This window comes from Agrobacterium sp. 10MFCol1.1, from assembly GCF_000381165.1.
Classification (GTDB): Bacteria; Pseudomonadota; Alphaproteobacteria; order Rhizobiales; family Rhizobiaceae; genus Agrobacterium; species Agrobacterium tumefaciens.
Window position 1 is genome coordinate 31,378 of record NZ_KB906075.1, and the last position, 21,962, is coordinate 53,339.

Here is a 21,962-nt window from a genome sequence, read left to right on the forward strand (position 1 = left end):
CCACAGGCTGCGGAAAACCAGGAAGAGTGCGGTCTTAATGCGCCGCCATTTCCTCGACGATCTCAGGGCCATCCATCTGGAACGGATAATAGGTTGGCCAATTGGTCACCTCGTCCAGAAGCGCCTTGCGGTCATTGCCCCAGTAGAGGTGGTAATGGCCGGCTTTTTTAGGCGCGATGGTGTGATCGCTGAACTGAATGAATTGCGGTGCATCCGCATCGCCGCCGGTCTTTTTGAAGATGTACCGCACGCCGCGATTACCCTTCTTGTAGGTCAGGATTTCCTGGCCGTCGCTGACATAAGTGCCTTGCGTTGGTTTGCCTTCCTTATAAAACGCCACGTTGTCGCCCTTGATGGTGATGCGATTGACATCCGTTTTGTAGCCAATTTCGTAATAGGCACGATATTCGGCTGCTGTCTTGTCGCCGTGGGCTGCCTTCTCCGCCATGATCCCATCGAGAGAACCGTTCAGCAGATAGGGATAGACTGACTGCCAGTCACCTTCCCAGTCTGAAAGCATGCGTGGCTTCACCTGCGCATCCTCGAAGTAACCCTTGTAGATCTGTTTCTCGGCTTCGGTCTGGCTATGGCTGTGATCGTGGCTGTGACTATGCGCGGTGGACGTCTTGTCTTTTCCGGCCGCCAGTGCCGGGGCTGTCATCAGCAGCATGGAACCGATTGCAAGCGCGCCGGTGACGCGGGTGATGGTTTTTTGCATTCTTCTGGCCCTTATGTGGTTATAAATCGAAGGGTAAGTTATGTAATAACATTACGCATAGGTCGTATAAACACGTCCTTCGCCAGACGCAAGAGCGCCTGCCGCCACCCTTGCGCAAAAAAAGGTGAAAGCCGGCTCATGGCCGGCTTTCATATGGGAAAAAGTTGCATGGGGAAGGGAGCGGCTGGGACGCTCTCAATTCACGCGGTTTGTGCGGTTAATTCCGCCTTGCGCTCATCGAAAGCGAGCTTCATTGCCTTCGTCACGTCACGCGTGGTTGCGAAGTAATTGTCGCTACGCGCCCAGTAGCGCAATTTCACCGTGGCGCTGTCTGCGCTGACAGAATCGACGAAGGTAACGGGGGCGGGGTCCAGCAGTACCCGGCTTTCCGAGCGCACCACACGCATCAGCATGTCCTGCGCCGCAGCCAGATCCTCGTCGCTCTTAACCGTCAGGCTCAATTCGTGGCGGCGTGAGGGAAAGCGGCTGTAATTGGTGATTGGCACGTTCCACAGGGTGGAATTTGGCGCAAGGCGGTAAAGCCCATCGCTGGTTTTAAGCTCGGTCGCAAACAGGCCGATTTCGATCACCGTGCCGCTCACGGCGCCAGTCTCGATATATTCGCCAACCCGGAAGGGACGCAGCACCAGAAGCATGATGCCGGCGGCGATGTTCTGCAATGTGCCCTGAAGTGCCAGGCCGATGGCGAGGCCGGCAGCGCCGAGTGCCGCAAGAATGGAGGCCGTCTGTACACCAAACTGGCCAAGCACCATGACCAGCACCAGAATAAGCACCACGTAGCGGATGGCACCTGCGAAGAAACCGGCAAGCGTCGCATCGAAGCCGCGGATGCGGGACAGGCCCTGAAAAGCCCAGCGCTGCAGGAAAGTCGCGGCCAGCCAGCCGATGATCAGAAGCAGCAGCGCACCGATGATCGAAAAGGAATATTGCACCGCCAGCGTGCTCGCCTGCCGTACCGCTGCCTGCGATGCGACGATGATATCCGTTGCCTGTTGTTCCATGAATTATCCCGTGATTCTTATTGCTGTTCTACTTTGGTAACGACTGGATCCCGCAGGGGTTCCGCCAAAAACGGAGCCGTCAGTTGGAGAGAGGCAGCACGAAGGGTACGTTGCCGTCCGTATCCGCGCCCCTGCCGATCGTCTTGATTGCCGCCACCAGCCTGCCATCCCGCCCAAGCAACCGGTCCCCGATTGCGATGATGCGGGCATTGGGGGTGGCATAGGGTGATGCGGTGCGCAGGCTGAGCGCAAGCGCCATCTCGTCCTGATCCGGATAAAGGCTGAGTGCTGCAATGACGGCTGCGGCAGGAGAGCGCGACACGCCCATCCAGCAATGGATGAGAAGCGGTGCGGACTGGTCCCATTCGCGGGCGAAATCGATCAGCCGCAGCACATGCGCATCGTCAGGCGCGATGAGATCGCCGGTGCCCTTGAAGCTGATGTCATTCATCGCAAGGGTCAGGTGCCTTTCGGCTGAGATCACCGCCGGGCGGTGAAAGGTCTGCTCCTTTGCGATCAGCGTCACCATTTCACGGGCTTTGTGCTTCACGGCCATTTCCGCAATTCGCGACAACGGCGATACGACGATGGAAGTCATTTAACCCCTCCAGCCGCGTTGCCGGTTTTGACCACGCGCATCGCCTCGATCGCCTCGAAGCGTTCAATGAACCGCTTCTGCGCCTCGGTCGAGGGAAGCGGGATAATGTCGAACATATCGCGGGTGATGCCGCGCGGCAGGCCGAAGAATTTCTGTGCCTCGGCAATGGAAAAACCGGCAAGCTCCGTCGCCTCGAAAAAGGCGGCAACCGTATCGGCTTTCTTGATGCGGTCTTTCAGTTCGCGCGAGGCATGCGGCGGCAGGCCAAAGCGCAGATGCACGGCCGCTTCCAGCCTTTTCTCCACGGTTTTATAACCGCCGCCGACCACTGATTTGAACGGCGATATCATGTCGCCGATGACATATTCCGGGGCGTCGTGCAAAAGCGCCATCTGCATATCGTCGGGCGTAGCATTCGCACACATGCGGCAGAAAATGTTTTCGACGATGAGGCTATGCTGGGCGACGGAGAAGGCGTGATCGCCGCGCGTCTGGCCATTCCAGCGGGCGACGCGGGCAAGACCATGGGCGATATCGGCGATTTCTACGTCGAGCGGTGAGGGGTCGAGCAGGTCGAGCCGCCGTCCAGAAAGCATGCGCTGCCAGGCGCGCGGACTTTTAGCGGGCGCCACGCCTATTCCTCCGCCTGTACCGCAGGATCGACGACGGGGAAGGAGATGCCGCTCCAGGCCGGCAAGGCCACAGTCACGGGAACATTCTCGGCAATGAGCGGCGTGGCGGAGGCGAGCGCATCGGCAACGCGGTCTGTCCGCACGATGGCAAGTCCCGTGTTGCCGCAAACGGTTCCAAGCGCCCCGACCGTTTTTCCATTGGCGGTGATTTCAGTTCCGGTCGCGGGAAGGGCGCTTTCAGCCGAAACGGTGACGACCCGCCGTCTTGCCGTGCCGCGATGTTTCATGCGCGAGACGACTTCCTGACCGACGAAGCAACCCTTTTTGAACGAGACGCCGTCGTTCACATCCATCAGCACATCATGCGGAAAAGCATCCTGCAACGCGTAATCCCGGCCGGATTCGGCAATTCCGTACTCAATGCGCAGGGCATCATATGCCGTTATGTCGCCCGAGGCCGAAGCACCCGGCACGCGGAACAGATTGATGCCGGCCTTGTCGAAACGGCCGTCCTTCGCGCCCGCCTCCGGCACGCTTTCGCTCCAGAAAACGCTGACACCTTCTATCGGTTCGGCCTTGAGATCGACGGGCGCGCGAAGCTTGTACATGGTCAGGCGGCGCAGCAGCGCATCCTGTTCGGCAGCGCCCGATTCGATCAGATAATCCGGCCCATCGCGCGCGATCAGGAAATCGAACAGGATCTTGCCCTGCGGCGTCAGAAGTGCCGAGGCGCGCGCCTCGCCTTGCGGCAGGTTTTCAACATCGGCCGTGATCAGATTGTTCAGAAACTCTTCGGCACCCGTGCCGGAAACTCTAATCAGGCGGCGGTCGGCAAGAAAGGCGGAAGGCATGGCATCACCGTTCGGTTCATCGAAAGCATTTCCGGCCAGGGTCGCTGAGGGCTGCCCGAGGCAATCTGCCGAAATGCTCTCTTTTTGTTTTCGCGCAGTTCCATTTGCAGAACCGCGACGCGCTTCTGCTGAATTGCTCATGCCGCACAGTTAGGATTTTTGCAAAAGAACGGCAAGCACCGCCGCGCGATCAATCGCCGGCGGTGAAGAACTTCCACTTGCCATCGGGCGAAATGCCGATGCGGTAAAAGCTGTAATTACCGTATTCCTGCATATCAGCCAGATCGCCCGCCGTGATGATGCGCAGCAGCTCGACCTTTTCCGGCGCGGTCAGCGTATTGAGCGGCTTTCCGGAGAAATAGGGGAAAACATAGGCTTCATCCGGGGTGCCGGCGTCGACATGGGCATAACCCGTGGAAAGCAGATCGATGATGATCGCCAGCACTTCCAGACCGTCCGGATCGCCGGAATAGCTTTTCAGCGCTGCGATCGGGTCGTCGCTGTCATTGCCGTCGATACGGAACTGCTTGTCGCTGGCGGCGATGAAAGGCCGCAGTTTTTCGATATCGCCCGACGAGGCGGCGTCGATGATCTGCTGGCGAAGCTTGCGTACAGCTTCCGGCGCCTTTGAAATATCATGCTCGATAACGACCGACATTTCCGGCGTATTGCCCGGCTTGGCGGGTTGCTGGGTCGATTGACCGGCGGAACGGTCGACCAGAGGGTCGGGCAGGGGAATGCCGTCCGAATCACCTTCGATCTCGTCGGGCTCAGGAGCCTGGGGCCGTTGCGGCTGTTCGCCACTTTGGGCTTGCGGCTCGCCTTCGGTATTTTGTGCGGGTTTCAGCTCGGAAAGCGCAAAGGCGCGGCTGGGCAAGCCAATGGACCCGGCGGTCAAGGCAGCCAAGATGGACAGCATGGCGGAAGAGCGCAAAAGCCCCTTGCTCAGGCAAGACATGACAGACCCCGACTTTACTGTATCACGCGCTGCGGGGAAAATTCGCCTTCAAGCATGCGCTGGCGCAGCGATTCCAGCATTGCTTCAGCACCGGCTTCGCCGTGCATACGGATGGTTTCGCGCATGGCCAGAGCGATTGCGGCATCGGCGATGATCTCCGGCTCGATGCCGTCGGCCATGCCGTCAGCCCATGCCTCGTTCTGGTGTTCCAGAGCGACCTGCATCTTTTCATGCACGATCATGTCGTCGATTTCGTTACGGCTCGTCTGCATTTTTCATCCTCGACAGGGCGGGCAAGTCCTTACCACCCTGTTAACAACACTAGCAGCCTTTTATCAAAACGGCACGGGCTGCGGCGAAAAGAGGTTAACAATCCGCTAATTTCCGAACCTGGACGCAATTTCCTGGGCGAGTGTTGCCCCTTCGTTACGGTAGCCCTCTTCTGCCATGACGGCGGCGCGTGTGCAACTGCTGTGGATGGCCGCAAAGGAACGATATCCACGGTTGAATGCAGCCGTCATGCGCTGGCGCCTTTCAGGTTCGTTGGCCGTATCGGCCGCCAGAAGATCGCTCATCGATTTGCGCCAGTCCTCCGGACCGGAGGAAGGGCACAGGGTTCTCAGATATTGCACCGCCCCCAATATCTCCGACAGCCGTGCCAGCCTGTCGTCATAGGGAGCGGGTTTGGGCGGTTGTGCTTCCGGCGGGCGAACCTCACTGGAAGCAGCCTTCGAAGACTGCGCATGAGCGACGCCGTCTTGCCCGGCGGGTGCAAGCATGGTCAGGAAAAAAGACAGGAAAATGGTTGGCCGTATCAAAATTTTATTCTGCCCCACACATACTCGTGAACACCCGGCGGGCGGATTGGTCCTGAAGCCATCGCGGCCTTTCAGACCGCCCCGTCAGCTTTAGGTCTATATCATCTCGTTATCGCAAAACTGCTGCACAGTGTTGCGCGACATCCTCTAGATAATAGCGATTCTGGCTGGCTGGCAATCATGCAAGCAGCCGCTCGGCGCATTCGACGACGCTTTCCGGTGCCGGCAACCGGCGGATTTCCGACAATGTGAACCAGCCCGCATCCGCCGCGTCGTCGGCCGCCGTCACCGCCGGGTCCGCATCCGTTTCCACGGTAAAGACGGAGAGGAAATAGTGGCTCGTCAGCGCACCCTCGGGGTCGTGCGACGGCAGGTCATAGGTCGCAAACAGCTGCGGTTTACGCGCGACGATACCGGTTTCCTCCTGAAGTTCGCGCAGCGCCGTCTCGGCTGGCGTTTCACCCTCTTCGCCGCGCCCGCCCGGAAATGCGAACATGTCTTTCGACGGCGGATTTATACGGCGCACGAGCAGCAGCCGATCTCCATTCCGGACGATGGCGGAGGAGGCGGGGCGGGGCTTGATACGAAGGGTCATGAATGGTTTCGCTTGTTTCAGCCGTCTTGGGCCTGTCTATATTGGTCCGGGAATACCGATGGTATATTCGAGAATCGGATCGATTGTGCACGCAGAAGACGGTGGAATGAAGGTCTATCTTATTTATGCCCTGGCGGCTGTTGCGGAAATCGCCGGTTGCTTTTCCTTCTGGGCCTGGCTGAAGCTTGGCAAGACGGGCTGGATATTGCTGCCAGGCATGCTGGCGCTCGCCGCTTTCGCCTGGGCTTTGACGCTTGTGCCGACCGAGACCGCGGGCAGGGCCTATGCCGCCTATGGCGGGATTTACATTGCCGCATCGCTTCTCTGGCTCTGGGGCGTTGAGGGGCAAGTACCGGATAGATGGGATATCGCTGGCGGTGCCGTCTGCCTCGCGGGCACGGCTATCATTTTATTCGGTCCCCGGGCCTGAGGAGCAGACGATGTGCGGACGTTTCGTACTCAAAGCGACACCGGAAGAGATTGCCGATTATCTTGACCTGATCGGCCTTGAAGATTTTCCTGCCCGTTTCAACATCGCGCCCACACAGCCGATCCTGATCGTGCTGGAGGGTGAACGGCAGGAGCGCGGCAGTAACCTGCCCAACCGGCGGGCCATGCTGGTGCGTTGGGGTTTTCTGCCCGGCTGGGTCAAGGACCTGAAGGATTTTCCCCTCCTCATCAATGCGCGTTCGGAAACGGCCATCGGCAAGGCATCCTTTCGAGCTGCCATGCGCCATCGCCGCGTGCTGGTGCCTGCCACCGGCTTTTACGAATGGCGGCGCCCGCCGAAGGAGGAGGGCGGCAAGCCGCAGCCCTATTTCATCCGCCCGAAGAACGGCGGCATCGTCGCCTTTGCCGGCCTCATGGAGACGTGGTCTTCCGCTGACGGGTCCGAGGTCGATACCGGCGCCATCCTAACCACCGCTGCCAACGCCGCAATCGGCCGCATTCACGACCGTATGCCGGTGGTAATCGCGCCGGAGGATTTCAGCCGCTGGCTGGATTGCAAGACGCAGGAGCCGCGCGAGGTGGCCGACCTGATGCGCTCGGTTCAGGATGATTTTTTCGAGATGATCCCGGTATCGGACAAGGTCAACAAGGTCGCCAATGTCGGCGCTGACCTTATCGAGCCGGTGCCGGAAAGCGCGCCGCTCGCGAAAATGAGGCTACCTAAGGATGATGGCCAGATGTCATTGTTCTGATGTGCTTGCTGGCATTCGAGGCTGGTCATCGCGGGTCGACCCGGTCACTCCACAGTTGCCCATCCTGCGCCCGTCTTACCCGTTCCGCCCGATTTTCTGCAGGCCTTCCTGGATCATGATGTCGGAATAGACGCGGTTGCGGCCGTTCGCCTTGGCGAGGTAGAGCAGTTGGTCTGCGGCATTGAGCTGATTGTCGAAGGGTTCGCCCTTTTCGATTTCCACGACGCCGAGCGAAATCGTCAGCGCCAGGCTGCTGCCGCTCAGCTGGCGGCCGTTCTTTTCGACGGCACCGCGCAGCTCTTCGCAGAATTGATAGGCGGCATGCGCATTGAGCCCACGCAGGAACACGGCGAATTCCTCGCCGCCAAGGCGCGCGGGAATGTGGCGCTGCTCATGGCACATGTCGTGCAGCAGTTCGGCAAGCTTCTTCAGCGCCCTGTCGCCGGCATCATGCCCCAGTGTGTCGTTGATCTTCTTGAAATGGTCGATGTCGAGAATGGCGACTGCGCCGTTCTCGTCATTGTCGTTGATGACGTCCATCAGTGCCCGCGTACGCTCGAAGAAGGAGCGGCGGTTCGGCAATCCGGTGAGATGATCCCGCTCTGCCAGTTCACGCAGCCGTTTCAGCTGTTTCAGCGTTTCGATATTGTTGTCGATGCGGCACTGCAATTCTTCCGGTACGAAGGGACGGTAGACGAAATCCGATGCCCCGGCCTTGAGGAAGCTTGCCGAAAGCAGCCGGTCCGTGGAGGACGAGATGCCGATGACCCGCAGGTCTTCCGAGGAACGGCTGTCGCGGATGCGGCGCGTCAGCTCGTAGCCGTCCATGTCAGGCATATGGTAATCGGTGATGACGAGCTGAATCGATGGGTCCTGCGACAGGATTTCCAGCGCCTGCTTGCCAGAATGGGCTTCGCTGACCCTGAAATTCTGCCGTTCGAGGATTTCCACGAGGCCGGAACGCGCCGTCCGCACGTCATCCACTACCAGCACGGAAAACAGTCTGTTGGTCAAAATCCGGTCGACCGTTTTCACCACGGCATCAACGGTGCGATGGCCATCCTTGACGATGTAGTCGATGATCTTCTTTTCGGCGTAGCGCTTGCGCGCCTCCTCATCCACCGTGGCGGTGAAGACGATCGCCGGCACCTTGTGGTCGGCAAGAAGTGCGAGAATTTCACCCTTCGGCGCATCGGGCAGATTGAGACCGGTGAGTGCCAGCGTGAAATCATGGGCGCGCAGCAGAATATCGGCCTGCGCCATGCTGTCACAATGGATCACTTCGGCTGGCGTTTCCTCCGAAAGCCGCGACTTCAGCAGCATGGAAAGAGCAACGGAATCTTCAATCAGAAGGATTTTATCCTGCATGCCGTATGAAGCCCCCCATGGCCCGTCTTCGTTGGTTTTCCCGCAACATCCGAATTGGTCCGATACCGCCTGTCAACGGCATCGAAAATCGGCCTTGTTCGCTGTAGCAGGAAGAATCGCTAAAGTAGAAATTTTTTTGATGCTCAGTAGTCGATGCGAGACTATCCGTACAGTCGTCCCGTGGAAGTCGAATACTTTACTTCGTTTTGGTTGCAGCTTCGTTACAGATCGGGAAGTTTTATAAAACAGGCCGGTTATGCGGTTCTCGATGGGGGCCGCACAAATGGAGACGGCGCTAATATTAGCGCCGCACATTTAACCGGATGTTTTTTCGGATTGACCGTTACCATCGCAAAGTCTGCGAGGCCTTGGATGCTGTGCTTTCAAGAAAAGCGAATTTTTTCAAGCAGTTTTGGCGGCGGGCTTGCGCTTCAGCATCAGGGCTGCGGCCGCAACGGCCTTCAGTCCGAGCGGTCGGTAGTGGCTGTTGAGGTCGGGCTTCGCCTGCGGCTGTGCCTTCGTCTCGTTCGTCATTTCTCTTTCTCCACAATTCACGTCAATCGCCGTTTCGATGCGTGTGAGCTACTTCTTTCGTGGGTAATCTTGACGGATTCGAGGCGAAAGAAAGCGAAGCCCGCTTTTCGGGCTGCGACATTTTGTGTCACGTCAAACGACGGTTCGTGGGAGAAAAATAATACCTGCGGTTTCAAATACCGCGATCGAGGCCGTTGCCGCCATTGGCGTCGTCATGCGCGTCTTCCTCAATCGTCAGCGTGCCATAACGGCGGTGCCAGAGGCGGGCGCTGATGGGGATGAACACGAGATAGGCAGCAACCGTCAGAACCAGTACCTCCCAGGTGAAGCTCATCAGCATCGCGACGTAAAGCACGACGACGAGGATCATCGGCAGCACCAGATCGCGGCGAATGCGGCTGGTACCTGACTTCCCCGACCAGACAGGCAGGCGGCTGATGAGAAGATAACCGATCAACACGGTGTAGGCGGCGGCGATATAGGCGAAGGGCTTGCCCGGCTCGACACCAAGGAAGCCGAGATAAACAGGCAGAAGCACCAGCATGGCGCCCATCGGCGCCGGAACGCCCACGAAAAATTCGTTCTGCCACGGCGCCTTCACCGGGCGCTCGATCATGACATTGAAGCGCGCCAGACGAAGGCCTGCGGCAATCACGTAGATGAGGGCGGCGATCCAGCCGATCGAACGCGCCTGATCGAGCATATAGATATAGACGACGAGGGCAGGGGCGACGCCGAAATTGACGATGTCGGCCAGACTATCCATCTGTTCGCCGAATTTGGATGTCGCCTTCATCATCCGGGCGATGCGCCCGTCGATGCCGTCGAGGAAGGCGGCAAGCAGCACCATGCCCACGGCCAGCTCGAACCGGCCTTCAATGGCGAGGCGCACGCCGCTCAGGCCCGCGCAGATGGCCAGAACGGTGATGAGGTTGGGTATTACGAGGCGAAAGGGAATTTCCCTCAGGCGCGGCCCACGGCCGCTGTCGTTGCGACCCTCATGTTTTCCGTTCTGTTGCGGCTCCGAGATCGGCGTTTCCATGGCGCATGCCCTTCCTGTTTTCGTCAGCCGCGACGGCTAAGGACCGGACCCTTGGCGGAGCCGAACTCGGCCAGAACCGTTTCGCCGGCAATTGCCGTCTGGCCCACCGAAACGCGCGGCTGAAAACCTTCGGGAAGGAAGATATCGAGGCGCGAACCGAAACGGATAAGACCGAAACGCTCGCCGGCATCAACTGGTTCATTCGGCTTGACCCAGCAGACGATACGGCGGGCGACCATGCCGGCAATCTGCACCACGCCAACCTTGCCATGCGCTGTCTCGATGACGAGGCCGTTGCGCTCATTGTCTTCGGAGGCCTTGTCCACTTCCGCATTGAGGAAGAGGCCGGGGCGGTAGGCGACATTGACGATGCGGCCGCGCACGGGTGCGCGGTTCACATGGCAGTTGAACACGTTCATGAACACCGAAATGCGCACCATCGGCTCCTTGCCGAGTTCCAGCTCCAGCGGCGGAACTACGGTCTGGATGGCGGACACCTTGCCATCGGCAGGGCTGATGATCAGGTCGTCATCCTGCGGCGTCACGCGCTCGGGGTCGCGGAAGAAGTAGGCGCACCAGGCCGTCAGCACCAGACCGACCCAGAACAGCGGTTCGGATATCCAGCCGAGCACCAGCGATGCCACGAAGAAGGCGGCCACGAAGACGTAGCCTTCCTTGTGGATCGGTACGATGGTGTTGCGAATGGTGTCGAACAGATTCATAAGTTTCCTTGCTCCGGTTTCCGCCTGCCGCGTCTTTATATGGTCGTGATACGACATCATCCATACGGGCATGCGACAAAGTTCGCTTAGCTGGTTACAGCCAAACTCCCCGCCCGGCAATGGTCCGGTTGGTGTGCCGCCCTGTTGTCAGGGGTTTATGCCCGTCAATGCGCGGGTTCGCCGCGGTCAACAACGCCAAGATCGTCGGTTTCGCGAACATGGCGCAGCATTTCCTCTGCCCGGATGGCTTCGCGCTGGCGGCTCCACATCGAGGCATAAAGCCCGTTCTGTGCCATCAGCGAGGCGTGGGTTCCGCGCTCGGCGATCAAACCTTCCTTCAGCACGATGATTTCATCAGCGCTGATGACGGTGGAGAGGCGGTGGGCGATGACCAGCGTCGTGCGGTTTTTCGAAACGATATCAAGCGCGCTCTGGATTTCCTGTTCCGTGTGGGTGTCCAGCGCAGAGGTCGCTTCATCGAGAATGAGGATCGGCGGCGCTTTCAGAATGGTTCGCGCAATCGCCACGCGCTGCTTTTCGCCGCCGGAAAGTTTCAAGCCCCGTTCGCCAACCATGGTGGCGTAACCCTCCGGCAGTTTGCCGATGAAAGCGCTGATCTGGGCCGCATCCGCCGCTGCCGTGACCTCCTCGGTCGTTGCCGAAGGGCGTCCGTAACGGATGTTGTAGGCGAGCGTATCGTTGAACAGCACGGTATCCTGCGGCACCATGCCGATCATCGAGCGCAGGCTCTTTTGCGTCACGTGGCGAATGTCCTGCCCGTCGATGGTGACGGCGCCTTCCTGAATATCGTAGAAACGATAAAGCAACCGCGAGATCGTCGATTTTCCGGCACCCGAAGGACCGACGATCGCCACCGTCTTGCCCGCAGGCACATCGAAGGAAATGCCCTTCAGGATCGGTCTTTCCGGATCGTAGGCGAAATGCACGTCGCGGAAGGAAATGGCACCCGGTCCGGCCACAAGCGGCTTCGCATCCGCCCTGTCGGTAACCTCGGCCTCGACCTCGAGAAGTTCGAACATCTGTTCGATGTCGGTCAATCCCTGGCGAATTTCACGATAGACGAAACCGATGAAGTTCAGCGGTACCGAAAGCTGCAGCAGGAGCGCGTTGATGAACACGAAATCGCCGATGGTCTGCTCGCCGCGTTGCACGGCCATCGCCGACATCACCATCATGACAGTGGAGCCGATGCCGAAGATCACGCCCTGGCCGAAGTTCAGCCAGCCGAGCGACGTCCATATCGAGATCGCCGATTTTTCGTAACGCTCCATGGCGACGTCAAAGCGCTTCGCCTCCATCTCCTCATTGCCGAAATATTTGACGGTTTCGAAGTTCAACAGTGAATCGATCGCCTTGGTGTTGGCGTCGGTATCGCTGTCGTTCATGGCGCGGCGAATGGAGATGCGCCAGTTGCTGGCCCGCACGGTGAACCAGATATAGGCCCACACGGTGACAACCGTGACCAGCACATAGGAAAAGCCGTAGGAGGTCCAGAAAATGATCGCCGTCAGCAGGAATTCGATGAAGGTCGGTGCGGTGTTGAGAATGGTGAAACGGACAATGGTTTCGATGCCCTTGGTCCCACGCTCGATAACCCGTGAAAGCCCGCCGGTCTTGCGCTCCAGATGGAAGCGCAGGGAAAGCCGGTGCATGTGCACGAAGGTTCTATAGGCGAGCTGGCGCACGGCATGCTGGCCGACGCTGGCAAACAGCGAATCGCGCAGCTGGTTGAGCCCGACCTGTATCAGCCGCGTCAGATTATAGGCGATGACAAGCGCGACAGCACCGAGCAGGAAGGCCGGAACCAGCCCGACCATGTCCAGCTTGCCGTTCAGCGCATCCGTTGCCCATTTGAAGAAATAGGGAACGAGGATCAGCACCAGCTTGGCGACAACGAGAAACGCCGTCGCCCAGATTACCCGCATTTTCAGGTCAAGGCGGCCTTCCGGCCACATGTAGGGCCAGAGGTTGATGAGGGTCTGCGTGGGATTGCTGGAATCCGCCGAAATGGTTTTTTTCTTGGTGGCCATCATTTGCTCCGGGCACTGCCGGAAGCCGACAGCAGGGCGGCGGCTCTAGAAAGCCGCCGTGCTTGTCACAGGTAGGGTTGTTGCGGGGTCACCGCAATGTCTTGAACGATCAGGAACCGCTCTTCAGACGCTTGCGATGAAGTTCTTCCGCATTCGGCAGGGCCTTCTCCGGCACACCGAAAATCTGGCCGGGCTCGATCAGGTCAGGATTTTTGATCTGATCCTCGTTGGCGAGGTAGATCGTGGTGTAACGCACGCCCTGTCCGTAAACGCGACGGGAAATCTGCCACAGCGTATCGCCGCGGCGGATGATGACGCTGTTCTGGCTTTCGGCAAGCGGCGGCTGCTCGAAGGTCTGCGGACCGGCGGGCGCCTGCGGTGCAGGTGCGGGCGGCGCGATGATGTGGAGGTCGGCAAGGCGGCTTGCCAGCGTGGCGATGCCCTTGCCGATCCCGGCAACGTCGTTCGGCCATGCCTCTACCGATGTCAGCAGCTGACGTGCCTTGGCGGCGATATCGCCGGCAAAGGCGGTAAAGGACGGCTCGGTGCCGGCGGCAGTGCGGAACTCGGAGAGCGACTTGAGGCCGATCACCACGGCGGAGCGGCCGGCAATGGCCTGGTCGAGCGCCGGTGTGGCCTGATCCTTGTAGAGATTGGACAGAATGCCGAAGGCCTTGGCGACATCCGTGCGCAGCTTTTCGAATGCAGCGCGGTCGCTTGCCGTGCTCTGGTTTTCAGAGGGCGCGGTCGTCGTGGCGGCGGATGGCGTTGCGGACGGTGCCTGCATGGCGACGGTTGCCTGGTCGGTCTGCGGGCGCTCGAAAGGAACGCGCACGCGCACCTTCACCGTGCCATCGGCATTCAGCTCTTCGACAGTGATGATATGGCTGCCGACGGAAAGATCGACATTGCCCTCGATCACGAAATGGCCGGAGGCCTCCGTGGTGCTTTTGCCGATTTCCTTGTCGTCGACCAGCGCGCGCACGCTCGAAGCGGCAGGCGCGGAACCCGCAACGAAAATCTTCGAGCCTTCGAATTCGACGGCGGTTACCTGAACGGTCGAAGTCAGAGGAGCGGCGGCAGCGGACGGAGCCGGGGTACTAGCGGCAGGCGCGGGCGTCGTGGTGGCGGCAGCTGTTGCCGACTGACCCGGTTGCGCGGCTTGCGGGGGCTGGAGTGCTGAAGGTGCCGCCTCCGGCATTGCCAGCACGCGGCTTGCTTCACCGGGCTTGGACACCATTGCCAAGAGTTCGCCCGCCTTGCCGTTGGGCACGGAAACGGTTGCGACTTCTTCGGATTGCGTTGCCTTGCCGCTGGCGTCGGTCGAGCGCAGCACCAGCTCATGGTCGCCCGGTGGTAGCGGATTGTCAAAAACGGCGGCGAAATCGCCTGATCCGTCGATGGTCGTCTGCGCGATCACCTTGCCGTTGCTCAGAATTTCAAGCCTGGAGCCGGGTTGTGCCTTGCCTGCGACCACAGCCGAACCATCGGGCTCGACGCGAAGCACGTCAAAGGTCGGTGCGCCCGATGGGGCCTGCGCTGCATCGGCGGCAGGAGCGGCGGGTTGGGGCTGCTGTGCAGCACCATCGTCGGTGCCGGTGAAGACGCCCGCCAGACGGCGGACCTGTGCTGCCGCCGCCGCTGCACTATCCGGCAGACCGCGCAGGAAAGCGGTGGTGCGTTCGGCCGCAGTGCGCGCCGTGGTGATGAGGCGCGACGTCGTTTCATCCAGCGTCTCGGGAATTTCGATATTGGTCAGTTCCTTGAGCGATGCCTCGACCTTCTTGCGTGCTGCCGCAAAGTCGGCGTCGGACGGAACCTTGCTATCGGCGAAAAGCGTGGTCAGATCCTTGATCGACTGGGTTGCGGAAGCCGCGAGCCGTCCGACCTTGTCGGCGATATTGGCGGTCTCCTGAGCGGCGTCGGACAGGATGTCTCCCGCCTTGTCGCTGCCCATTTCAACGCTGTTCTTCACTGCGTTGCCCGCTTCGTTGATGGCATCGCCGATCGGTTTGCCGTCATTGGAAATTCTAGGCAGGACGAAAAAGATCATGAGCAGGGACGCGATGCCCAGCACGATCAGTGCCAGCAAACCGGCTTTATTGTTTTTCATCCTGGAATCTCCGGGTATTGTAAGCTTTTTACACGAGTTCAGATTGCTAGCGTCTTACCTTGCCCCAGACAAGCGGCGTGGCCGTAAAAGGCCATATTTGCAAGGGATTTCCCAAATTTTCTTGACGTGTCGCATCCGGCATAGTTCCTTCCCATCATGACGGACAAAAATACAGCGATTCGATCCATCTGCGTTTATTGCGGCTCCCAGCCCGGACGTGACCCGGCTCACATGGAAGCAGGCCGCGCGCTTGGGAAATCCATTGCCGAAAACGGCATTCGCCTGGTCTATGGCGGTGGCACCAAGGGCATCATGGGCGCGGTCGCCAGCGGCGTTCTTTCCAACGGCGGCGAAGTAACGGGTATCATACCGGAATTTCTGGTCGATATGGAGGCTACACGCCATTCTCTCGGACAATTGAACGAGCTTATCGTTACCAAGGACATGCATGAGCGCAAACATATGATGTTCGAGCGCTCGGATGCTTTCGTAACGCTGCCGGGGGGCGTCGGCACGCTGGAAGAGATCGTCGAAATCATGACCTGGGCGCAGCTCGGTCGTCACGCCAAGCCGATTGTCTTCGCCAATATCAACGGCTTCTGGAACCCGATGCTGGAACTTGTGCAGCATATGCGCGATCAGGGTTTCATCCATCGCGCCCATCTTCTGAACCCGTTGGTCATCGATGAGGTCAAGGACATCGTGCCCGCCATCATCGACCGGGCGCTTGCGCAGCAGAACCCGGAAGGCGACCCTTCGGTAATTTCCCGTCTCTAGGCATCGAATAAATGTTAACGGGCCGCCACGCGGTTCGTTACAATTTTAAGTGTATATTAATAGAGATTTGACTGCGGCATCGCCCCGCCCGCTGTTTTCATGGCTCCGCGCCCGATCCTGTGCCAGCGTCTACAAGGCGTAGGCTGAGCGCGGAATTTGATTTTCGCCGCCATGATAGCGGGGCTCATTGGGGAATGATTGCTTTTTTGGTGCGGCTGAAAAGCCGGACGCATTTTATTATTCAGAGAAGTCCGTTTCAGGGCAGGGATGCGATCCTCGGTTCCGCTGCCCGCCGCCGGGTGGACGCGAAAAAGCGGCTCGGAATATTGATCGCCGTCTTTGCCGTTATCTATGGCGTCGTTGCAGCACGGCTTGTCCAATACGGCCTTGCCGAACCCATTGCGACCGCATGGATCAATACCGGCGCTACAGCAGTCGCCTCCCGTCCCGATATTCTCGACCGCAACGGCACGCTGCTCGCGACCGATCTCAACATGGTGTCGCTTTATGCGGATCCGCGCCGGGTCGTGGACGCGGATGAGGTTGTCGAGAAGCTCGCAACCGTCATCCCCAATCTCGACTGGCGCGAGACGCACCGCAGATTGCGCTCGGACTCCGGCTTTCAATGGCTGCGGCGCCAGCTGACGCCGCGCCAGCAGGCCGATATTCTCAACCTCGGCATCCCCGGCATCGGTTTCCGGCCGGAGAAACGGCGCTTTTATCCGGGTGGCCCCGCAGCCTCCCATATCATCGGCCACGTCAATGTCGACAATCAGGGCCTTGCGGGTATGGAACGTTATCTCGACCAGCAGGGCCTGGCCGACTTGCGCGCGACCGGCCTTGCCAGCGGTGCACCGCTGGAGCCGGTGAGGTTGTCGATCGATCTGCGGGTGCAGAACATCGTTCGTGAGGTCGTGCTCAAGGCGAAAACCGCCTATCAGGCGGAGGCTGCCGGTTCAGTGATACTGGATGTGGAGACGGGCGAGGTGCTGGCCATGGCATCGGTGCCGGATTACGACCCGAACGAGCCTTCCCGCACCCTTGCCGATGGCAGCATCGACAGGGAGTATGAAAAGGGCTGGTTCAACCGCATGAGCAATGCGACCTTCGAGATGGGATCCACCTTCAAGAGCTTCACACTTGCCATGGGACTGGATGCAGGTGCCATAACGCTCAACTCGGTGGTTGACGCGTCGCGACCCATCCGCATGGGCGGCTTTACCATCAAGGATTTCAAGGGCCGGAACCGCCCGCTGTCGATCCCGGAAGTGTTTCAATATTCATCGAATATCGGCACGGCGGCTGTTGCCGACAAGGTCGGGGTCGAAGGCCACCAGCAGTTCCTGACGAAACTGGGACTTCTCTCCAGAATGGACACGGAAATGCCTGGCGTTGCCACGCCCACCCAGCCGAGAACATGGAAGAAGATCAATTCCGTCACCATTTCCTTCGGCCATGGCGTTGCCACTACGCCTTTGCAGACGGCGGTGGCAGCAGCTGCGCTCATCAATGGCGGCAGCCTTATTTCGCCGACCTTCCTGCCGCGTTCCCGAGAGGATGCGGCAGTGCTTTCTCGCACCGTCATCAACGGAAAGACGAGCGCCGATATGCGTTACCTTTTCAACTGGAACGGCATCAAAGGGTCGGGCAGGGGTGCGCAGGTGGAAGGATTTCACGTTGGCGGCAAGACCGGAACCGCCGACAAGGTCATCAATGGCCGTTATGCCAAGGATATCAATTTCAACGCCTTCGTTGCCGGTTTTCCGATGCACAAGCCAAAATATGTCGTGCTGACGATGATCGACGCCCCCAGGACCGGCGTGAACGGAGGACGCACGGCTGCCTCGACGGCCGCACCCATGACCCGCGAAATCATCACCCAGACGGCTGGACTTCTCGGCGTCAAACCGCGCTTCGGTTATGACGCGACACCGCAGTTGCTGGTCGATTATTGAAGACCCACATTCCCGTTACAGATAGGGGAATGTGGAGAGGCGGCATGACGCGGAAGGTTATCGCTTCAGCCGCATCAGGCTCGATGCGGTGTAGATCGCCAGCGCCACCCAGATCATTGCAAAGGCCGCCATCCGCACCATGTCGAACGGTTCCTTGAAGATGAAGATGGCGATGAGGAAGATCATCGTCGGAGCGATATATTGCATGATGCCGATGGTCGACAGCCGCAGAAGCTTTGCACCATTGCCGTAAAGAATAAGCGGAACGGCGGTGACGATGCCGCTGGCCGCAAGCAGCCAGGTATCTGTCGCATTGCCGGCCATGAAATGCGCCTGTCCGCTAATGGCAAGCCAGGCCAGCACCAGCACGGCCGGAACGGAAAGAAGCATGACTTCAAGCAGGAAGCCCTGTGTGGCGCCGATTGGCAGCGTCTTGCGGAAGAAGGCGTAAAAACCCCAGGACACGGTGAGCGCAATGGAAACCCATGGCAGGCTGCCCGCATGCCAGGTGAGGATCGCAACGGCCAGCCCCACGAGGCCGATGGCGGCGATCTGCGCCGGATAAAGCTTTTCCTTGAGCAGTACCGCGCCGAGGAAGATGCTGAACAGCGGATTGATAAAATAGCCAAGCGCGGCATCGAGTGCGCGGCCCGCGCCGATCGCCCAGATATAGATGCCCCAGTTGATGCTGATGAGCGCGGCCGTGAGGCTTGCCATGGCAAGCATTTTAGGGGTTTTCAGCGCAGTGCGGATTTCCGCCGTGCGACCGAGAGCGATAAGGACGGCAGCGCCGATAGGCACCGACCAGATGACGCGGTGCACGATGACCTCTATCGGCGAAATATGCGCAACCGCCTTCATGTAGATGGGAAGGAATCCCCACAGCAGATATGCGGAGAGCGCGAAAGCAAAACCGCGTGCGCTATCGCCGCCCTCTTGGGCCGGAAGCGTTTTATCGAGTGCCATGGGAGTACCGCCAATTATTAGGGATGGCCCTTCATAACGGATCGGCCTAGCGCGGGCCAATTCATTTCCGTGAAGCGTCCATGAGAAAAACTGCATGAATAAAAGGCGATTTGCTCTTGAAACAGGCGACTTTGCGACCAAACGGATGATCCACGCACAAAAATCTGCGTGAATCGTTATCTCATCAGGCCGCTTCAAGCATCTGAAAGGCCTGCCTATTTACCCCCGAAACGATCGGTTGCGCGGATCAGCTGGTCAAGAATACCGGGTTCGCTCAGCGCATGCCCGGCTGCCTCGACAACATGGAAATCCGCCTTCGGCCAGGCCTTGGCAAGCTGCCAGGCATATTTCAGCGGGCAGGGCATATCGTAACGCCCGTGCACGATGACGCCCGGAATATTGCGAAGCTTGCCGGCATCGCGCAGCAATTGCCCTTCCTCCAGCCAGCCGCCATTGACGAAGAAGTGGTTCTCGATGCGTGCGAAGGCGATGGCGTATTTATCCTCGCCGAAATCCTCGACGCGCGCCGGATCGGTAACAAGGGCGATGGTTGCGCCTTCCCACTGGCTCCATGCTCGCGCGCATTCGAGCTTCTTGGCTTCGTCCGTACCGGTGAGATAGCGATTATAGGCCTGCATCATCTCGCCGCGCTCGGCTTCAGGAATTGGCGCTATGAAGTTTTCCCAGCGATCGGGATACATTTCAGAAACGCCGAACTGGTAATACCAGTCCAGTTCCGGCCTGGTGACCGTGTAGATGCCGCGCAGCACCAGTTCGCTCACGCGTTCGGGATGAGTCTCGGCATAGGCGAGCGCCAGCGTCGAGCCCCAGGAGCCGCCGAAAACCAGCCATTTTTCAAAGCCGCACAGCGCACGGAGCCTTTCAATGTCGGCAACCAGATGCCAGGTAGTATTGGCTTCCAGTTCCGCATGCGGCGTGGAGCGACCGCAGCCGCGCTGATCGAACAGGATGACGTCGTAAAGTGCCGGGTCGAAAACGCGGCGATGCGTGGGATTTACCCCGCCGCCCGGACCGCCATGCAGGAAAACCGCCGGTTTCGCACCGCGTGTACCAACCCGCTCCCAATAGATCGTGTGCCCATCGCCGACATCGAGCATGCCGCTCTCGAAGGGTTCGATCTCGGGGTAAAAGCTGCGCAATTCTTCGGCCATGTCTTACTTTCCTTCGGGTGGCCATTCGGCCGTGTCACGATCCGGGTGTTGCCGGTTGTTGACCGGTAGCCGGTTTTCATCCGGCGCAGCTTCCGGCTCGACCGGCAAGCCGTCAAGGTCCCCGAACCAATGCATTTTGCTGTCGAGATTTGACTGCGCCTCGGGCTTTATCAGCTCCGGCTCGTCCAGCGAACCAAGCGTGATGTTGATGAAATCGGCGTCCGGCATGTCATAGAAAAGCGGCGTGCCGCACCGTCCGCAAAAACCGCGCCGCACGTGATCGGACGACTGGAACCACGAAGCCTCGCCACGGGTCATTTCAAACTTCGCGCGGGTACTTGCTGCAAGCGGCATGAAATAGTTGCCCGATGCCTTCTGGCACATGCGGCAATGACACAGATGCGGATAGCGCAACCCGCCATCGATCCGGTAACGCACGGCGCCACACTGGCATCCGCCGCTGAAGATTTCTGAACCGTTCATGCGCGGTCGTCTTCCGGCGGCCAGACCTTGGTGTCGTGGTCCGGGTGTTGGAAGGAGGTGATATCAGCCTCATCGACGCTCTGCTCGATTGCAGGTTTTGAAAACAGCTGCTCGATCCAGGGCATGCGCTTGTGGATATTGACCTGCACCTGCGGTTCGATCCGCTCCGGATGATCGAAAGCACCGATCGCGATCTCTACGCCGCCAGGATAATGGTAGGTCAGCGGCGTGCCGCATTTGTTGCAGAAGCCGCGATGGATTTTCGCAGATGAACGGAAGAGGGAAGGCTGGCCGCGCGTCCATGTCAGATGCGCCTGATCGGCGGTGACGAGTGCACCGAAGAAATTGCCGAAATGCTTCTGGCACATGCGGCAATGGCAAATGGAGGGGCGTCCGATCTTGCCCGCATGAAACCGCACGGCGCCGCACTGGCAGCCGCCGGAAAAGCCTGTTTCGCTCATCGTTTATTCTCCGGGGGCCAGCTCTCGGTGTCATGGTCGGGGTGCTGGTAGGAAACGAGGTTGGTCAGATAGTCGACCGAGGTCAGATCGTCTTCCGTTGGGACGGCGGGTAGCGTGTGGATGCTGTCGACGAAATCGATCTTGCGTTCCACGCCCCACTGAATGGTGGGCGGCAAGGCGGCAGGATCGTCGAAAGCACCGGCCGCAACCGCAATGCCATCCGGCGCCTCATAGGTCAGCGGCGTGCCGCATTCGGCGCAGAAGCCGCGCTTGACGACGCTGGAGGACTGAAAACGTTTCGGCTTCCCCCGCGTCCATTCGAAATCGACGCCGCGCACCGAAACCAGCGGCGCGTAATAGGCCCCAAAAGCCTTCTGGCACATGCGGCAATGACAGATGGAACTGTCCTTGAGATCGCCGGTCGCGCGGAACCGGATCGCGCCGCACTGGCATCCGCCGGTGTAGGTGGTCATGGTTGGCTCTCCTTTACCGTCCGGATAATGTGGAGACAGACATTGTCGATGTCTTTCACAACATCTTCGTTCCAGAAACGCAGAACCCGCCAGCCACACTGCTCCAGCGTCTCCGTTCGTTGCCGATCATAGTCTGCCGCAGCATCTTCCGCATGCTGAAACCCGTCTAACTCGACAATGATCTTATGCGACGGGCAGGCGAAATCAACGATGTATCCTGCGACAGGCAGGTGGCGTCTGAAAGACAGGCCTGCAAGACGATGGGCACGGACGGCGTTCCAGAACTTGAGTTCGGCGCCTGTCATGGCCTTGCGCATCTGCCGAGCATGTTCCCGATGTCGGGGCCTGACCTTGGCATGGGGCATTGGGATGCTCGCGACTTGAACGGTTGCCGCGCGATTGTAGCATGGTGTGGACGAAATCAAGGGCCTGTCGTGGCGCATCACCCCCT

25 protein-coding genes are annotated in these 21,962 nt (G+C 59.4%); 4 read left to right on the forward strand and 21 right to left on the reverse strand.

What is annotated here, in order from left to right; translation table 11 throughout:
- Positions 1-34: 34 nt before the first annotated feature.
- The 9 genes from F617_RS0111365 to F617_RS0111405 form a co-directional block, all read right to left on the reverse strand.
- Positions 35-718, reverse strand: a complete 684-nt coding sequence (locus F617_RS0111365; RefSeq protein ID WP_019565365.1) for a metal-binding protein ZinT — start codon at positions 716-718, stop codon at positions 35-37.
- Between the two features lie 200 nt (positions 719-918).
- Positions 919-1,740 (reverse strand): mechanosensitive ion channel family protein, encoded by an 822-nt coding sequence (locus tag F617_RS0111370; RefSeq protein ID WP_019565366.1) that lies wholly within the window; start codon positions 1,738-1,740, stop codon positions 919-921.
- A gap of 79 nt (positions 1,741-1,819) precedes the next feature.
- The gene (locus F617_RS0111375) at positions 1,820-2,338 is read right to left on the reverse strand and encodes a tyrosine phosphatase family protein (protein WP_019565367.1); all 519 of its coding nucleotides are present in this window, start codon (positions 2,336-2,338) and stop codon (positions 1,820-1,822) included.
- Positions 2,335-2,970, reverse strand: a complete 636-nt coding sequence (locus F617_RS0111380; RefSeq protein WP_019565368.1) for a YfbR-like 5'-deoxynucleotidase — start codon at positions 2,968-2,970, stop codon at positions 2,335-2,337. Before F617_RS0111380 ends, F617_RS0111375 begins: the two co-directional genes overlap by 4 nt.
- Before the next feature lie 2 nt (positions 2,971-2,972).
- Complete coding sequence (locus F617_RS0111385) at positions 2,973-3,821, reverse strand: folate-binding protein YgfZ (RefSeq protein ID WP_026330793.1); 849 nt, start codon at positions 3,819-3,821, stop codon at positions 2,973-2,975.
- A gap of 190 nt (positions 3,822-4,011) precedes the next feature.
- Entirely contained in the window at positions 4,012-4,779 is a 768-nt protein-coding gene (locus F617_RS0111390; protein WP_026330794.1) for a hypothetical protein, read from the reverse strand.
- A 14-nt stretch (positions 4,780-4,793) separates the two neighbouring features.
- Positions 4,794-5,051, reverse strand: a complete 258-nt coding sequence (locus F617_RS0111395) for a hypothetical protein (RefSeq protein ID WP_003496894.1) — start codon at positions 5,049-5,051, stop codon at positions 4,794-4,796.
- A 105-nt stretch (positions 5,052-5,156) separates the two neighbouring features.
- Complete coding sequence (locus F617_RS0111400; protein ID WP_013635813.1) at positions 5,157-5,597, reverse strand: TIGR02301 family protein; 441 nt, start codon at positions 5,595-5,597, stop codon at positions 5,157-5,159.
- A gap of 178 nt (positions 5,598-5,775) precedes the next feature.
- A complete protein-coding gene (locus tag F617_RS0111405) occupies positions 5,776-6,192 on the reverse strand; it encodes an NUDIX hydrolase (protein ID WP_013635814.1) in 417 nt (138 codons plus the stop codon).
- Positions 6,193-6,298: 106 nt separating this feature from the next.
- Between F617_RS0111405 and F617_RS0111410 the strand changes: the two genes are divergently transcribed.
- Positions 6,299-6,622, forward strand: a complete 324-nt coding sequence (locus F617_RS0111410; RefSeq protein WP_026330795.1) for a YnfA family protein — start codon at positions 6,299-6,301, stop codon at positions 6,620-6,622.
- A gap of 10 nt (positions 6,623-6,632) precedes the next feature.
- Entirely contained in the window at positions 6,633-7,394 is a 762-nt protein-coding gene (locus tag F617_RS0111415) for an SOS response-associated peptidase (protein WP_019565371.1), read from the forward strand.
- 75 nt (positions 7,395-7,469) lie between these two features.
- On the opposite strand, the gene F617_RS0111420 is transcribed toward F617_RS0111415, so the two are convergent.
- The 6 genes from F617_RS0111420 to F617_RS0111445 all read right to left on the reverse strand — a co-directional run bounded on the left by F617_RS0111420 (position 7,470) and on the right by F617_RS0111445 (position 15,224).
- On the reverse strand, positions 7,470-8,762 hold the full coding sequence (locus F617_RS0111420; RefSeq protein ID WP_013635817.1) for a PleD family two-component system response regulator: 1,293 nt from the start codon (positions 8,760-8,762) through the stop codon (positions 7,470-7,472).
- Between the two features lie 402 nt (positions 8,763-9,164).
- Positions 9,165-9,296: a hypothetical protein gene (locus tag F617_RS29030; protein WP_003496883.1), complete on the reverse strand. Its 132-nt coding sequence runs from the start codon at positions 9,294-9,296 to the stop codon at positions 9,165-9,167.
- A gap of 172 nt (positions 9,297-9,468) precedes the next feature.
- On the reverse strand, positions 9,469-10,338 hold the full coding sequence (pssA, locus tag F617_RS0111430) for a CDP-diacylglycerol--serine O-phosphatidyltransferase (RefSeq protein WP_003512304.1): 870 nt from the start codon (positions 10,336-10,338) through the stop codon (positions 9,469-9,471).
- A gap of 23 nt (positions 10,339-10,361) precedes the next feature.
- A complete protein-coding gene (locus F617_RS0111435) occupies positions 10,362-11,060 on the reverse strand; it encodes a phosphatidylserine decarboxylase (RefSeq protein WP_003512305.1) in 699 nt (232 codons plus the stop codon).
- 164 nt (positions 11,061-11,224) lie between these two features.
- Entirely contained in the window at positions 11,225-13,111 is a 1,887-nt protein-coding gene (locus F617_RS0111440) for an ABC transporter ATP-binding protein/permease (RefSeq protein WP_019565372.1), read from the reverse strand.
- Positions 13,112-13,220: 109 nt separating this feature from the next.
- Positions 13,221-15,224, reverse strand: a complete 2,004-nt coding sequence (locus F617_RS0111445) for a LysM peptidoglycan-binding domain-containing protein (RefSeq protein ID WP_019565373.1) — start codon at positions 15,222-15,224, stop codon at positions 13,221-13,223.
- A gap of 156 nt (positions 15,225-15,380) precedes the next feature.
- Here F617_RS0111445 and F617_RS0111450 point away from each other — a divergent pair, with 156 nt between their 5' ends.
- A complete protein-coding gene (locus F617_RS0111450; RefSeq protein WP_003512311.1) occupies positions 15,381-16,001 on the forward strand; it encodes a TIGR00730 family Rossman fold protein in 621 nt (206 codons plus the stop codon).
- A 194-nt stretch (positions 16,002-16,195) separates the two neighbouring features.
- Positions 16,196-17,956 (forward strand): penicillin-binding protein 2, encoded by a 1,761-nt coding sequence (locus F617_RS0111455; RefSeq protein ID WP_019565375.1) that lies wholly within the window; start codon positions 16,196-16,198, stop codon positions 17,954-17,956.
- Positions 17,957-18,013: 57 nt separating this feature from the next.
- On the opposite strand, the gene rarD is transcribed toward F617_RS0111455, so the two are convergent.
- The 6 genes from rarD to F617_RS0111485 form a co-directional block, all read right to left on the reverse strand.
- The gene (rarD, locus tag F617_RS0111460) at positions 18,014-18,922 is read right to left on the reverse strand and encodes an EamA family transporter RarD (protein WP_003512314.1); all 909 of its coding nucleotides are present in this window, start codon (positions 18,920-18,922) and stop codon (positions 18,014-18,016) included.
- A 215-nt stretch (positions 18,923-19,137) separates the two neighbouring features.
- Positions 19,138-20,094, reverse strand: a complete 957-nt coding sequence (gene pip / locus F617_RS0111465; protein ID WP_019565376.1) for a prolyl aminopeptidase — start codon at positions 20,092-20,094, stop codon at positions 19,138-19,140.
- A 3-nt stretch (positions 20,095-20,097) separates the two neighbouring features.
- Positions 20,098-20,577, reverse strand: coding sequence for a GFA family protein (locus F617_RS0111470; RefSeq protein WP_019565377.1), 480 nt, complete (start codon positions 20,575-20,577; stop codon positions 20,098-20,100).
- A complete protein-coding gene (locus F617_RS0111475) occupies positions 20,574-21,038 on the reverse strand; it encodes a GFA family protein (RefSeq protein WP_003512324.1) in 465 nt (154 codons plus the stop codon). Before F617_RS0111475 ends, F617_RS0111470 begins: the two co-directional genes overlap by 4 nt.
- Complete coding sequence (locus F617_RS0111480) at positions 21,035-21,511, reverse strand: GFA family protein (protein ID WP_019565378.1); 477 nt, start codon at positions 21,509-21,511, stop codon at positions 21,035-21,037. The genes F617_RS0111475 and F617_RS0111480 overlap by 4 nt, the downstream gene beginning before the upstream one ends.
- The gene (locus F617_RS0111485; protein ID WP_026330796.1) at positions 21,508-21,876 is read right to left on the reverse strand and encodes an endonuclease domain-containing protein; all 369 of its coding nucleotides are present in this window, start codon (positions 21,874-21,876) and stop codon (positions 21,508-21,510) included. The genes F617_RS0111480 and F617_RS0111485 overlap by 4 nt, the downstream gene beginning before the upstream one ends.
- Positions 21,877-21,962: the final 86 nt, after the last annotated feature.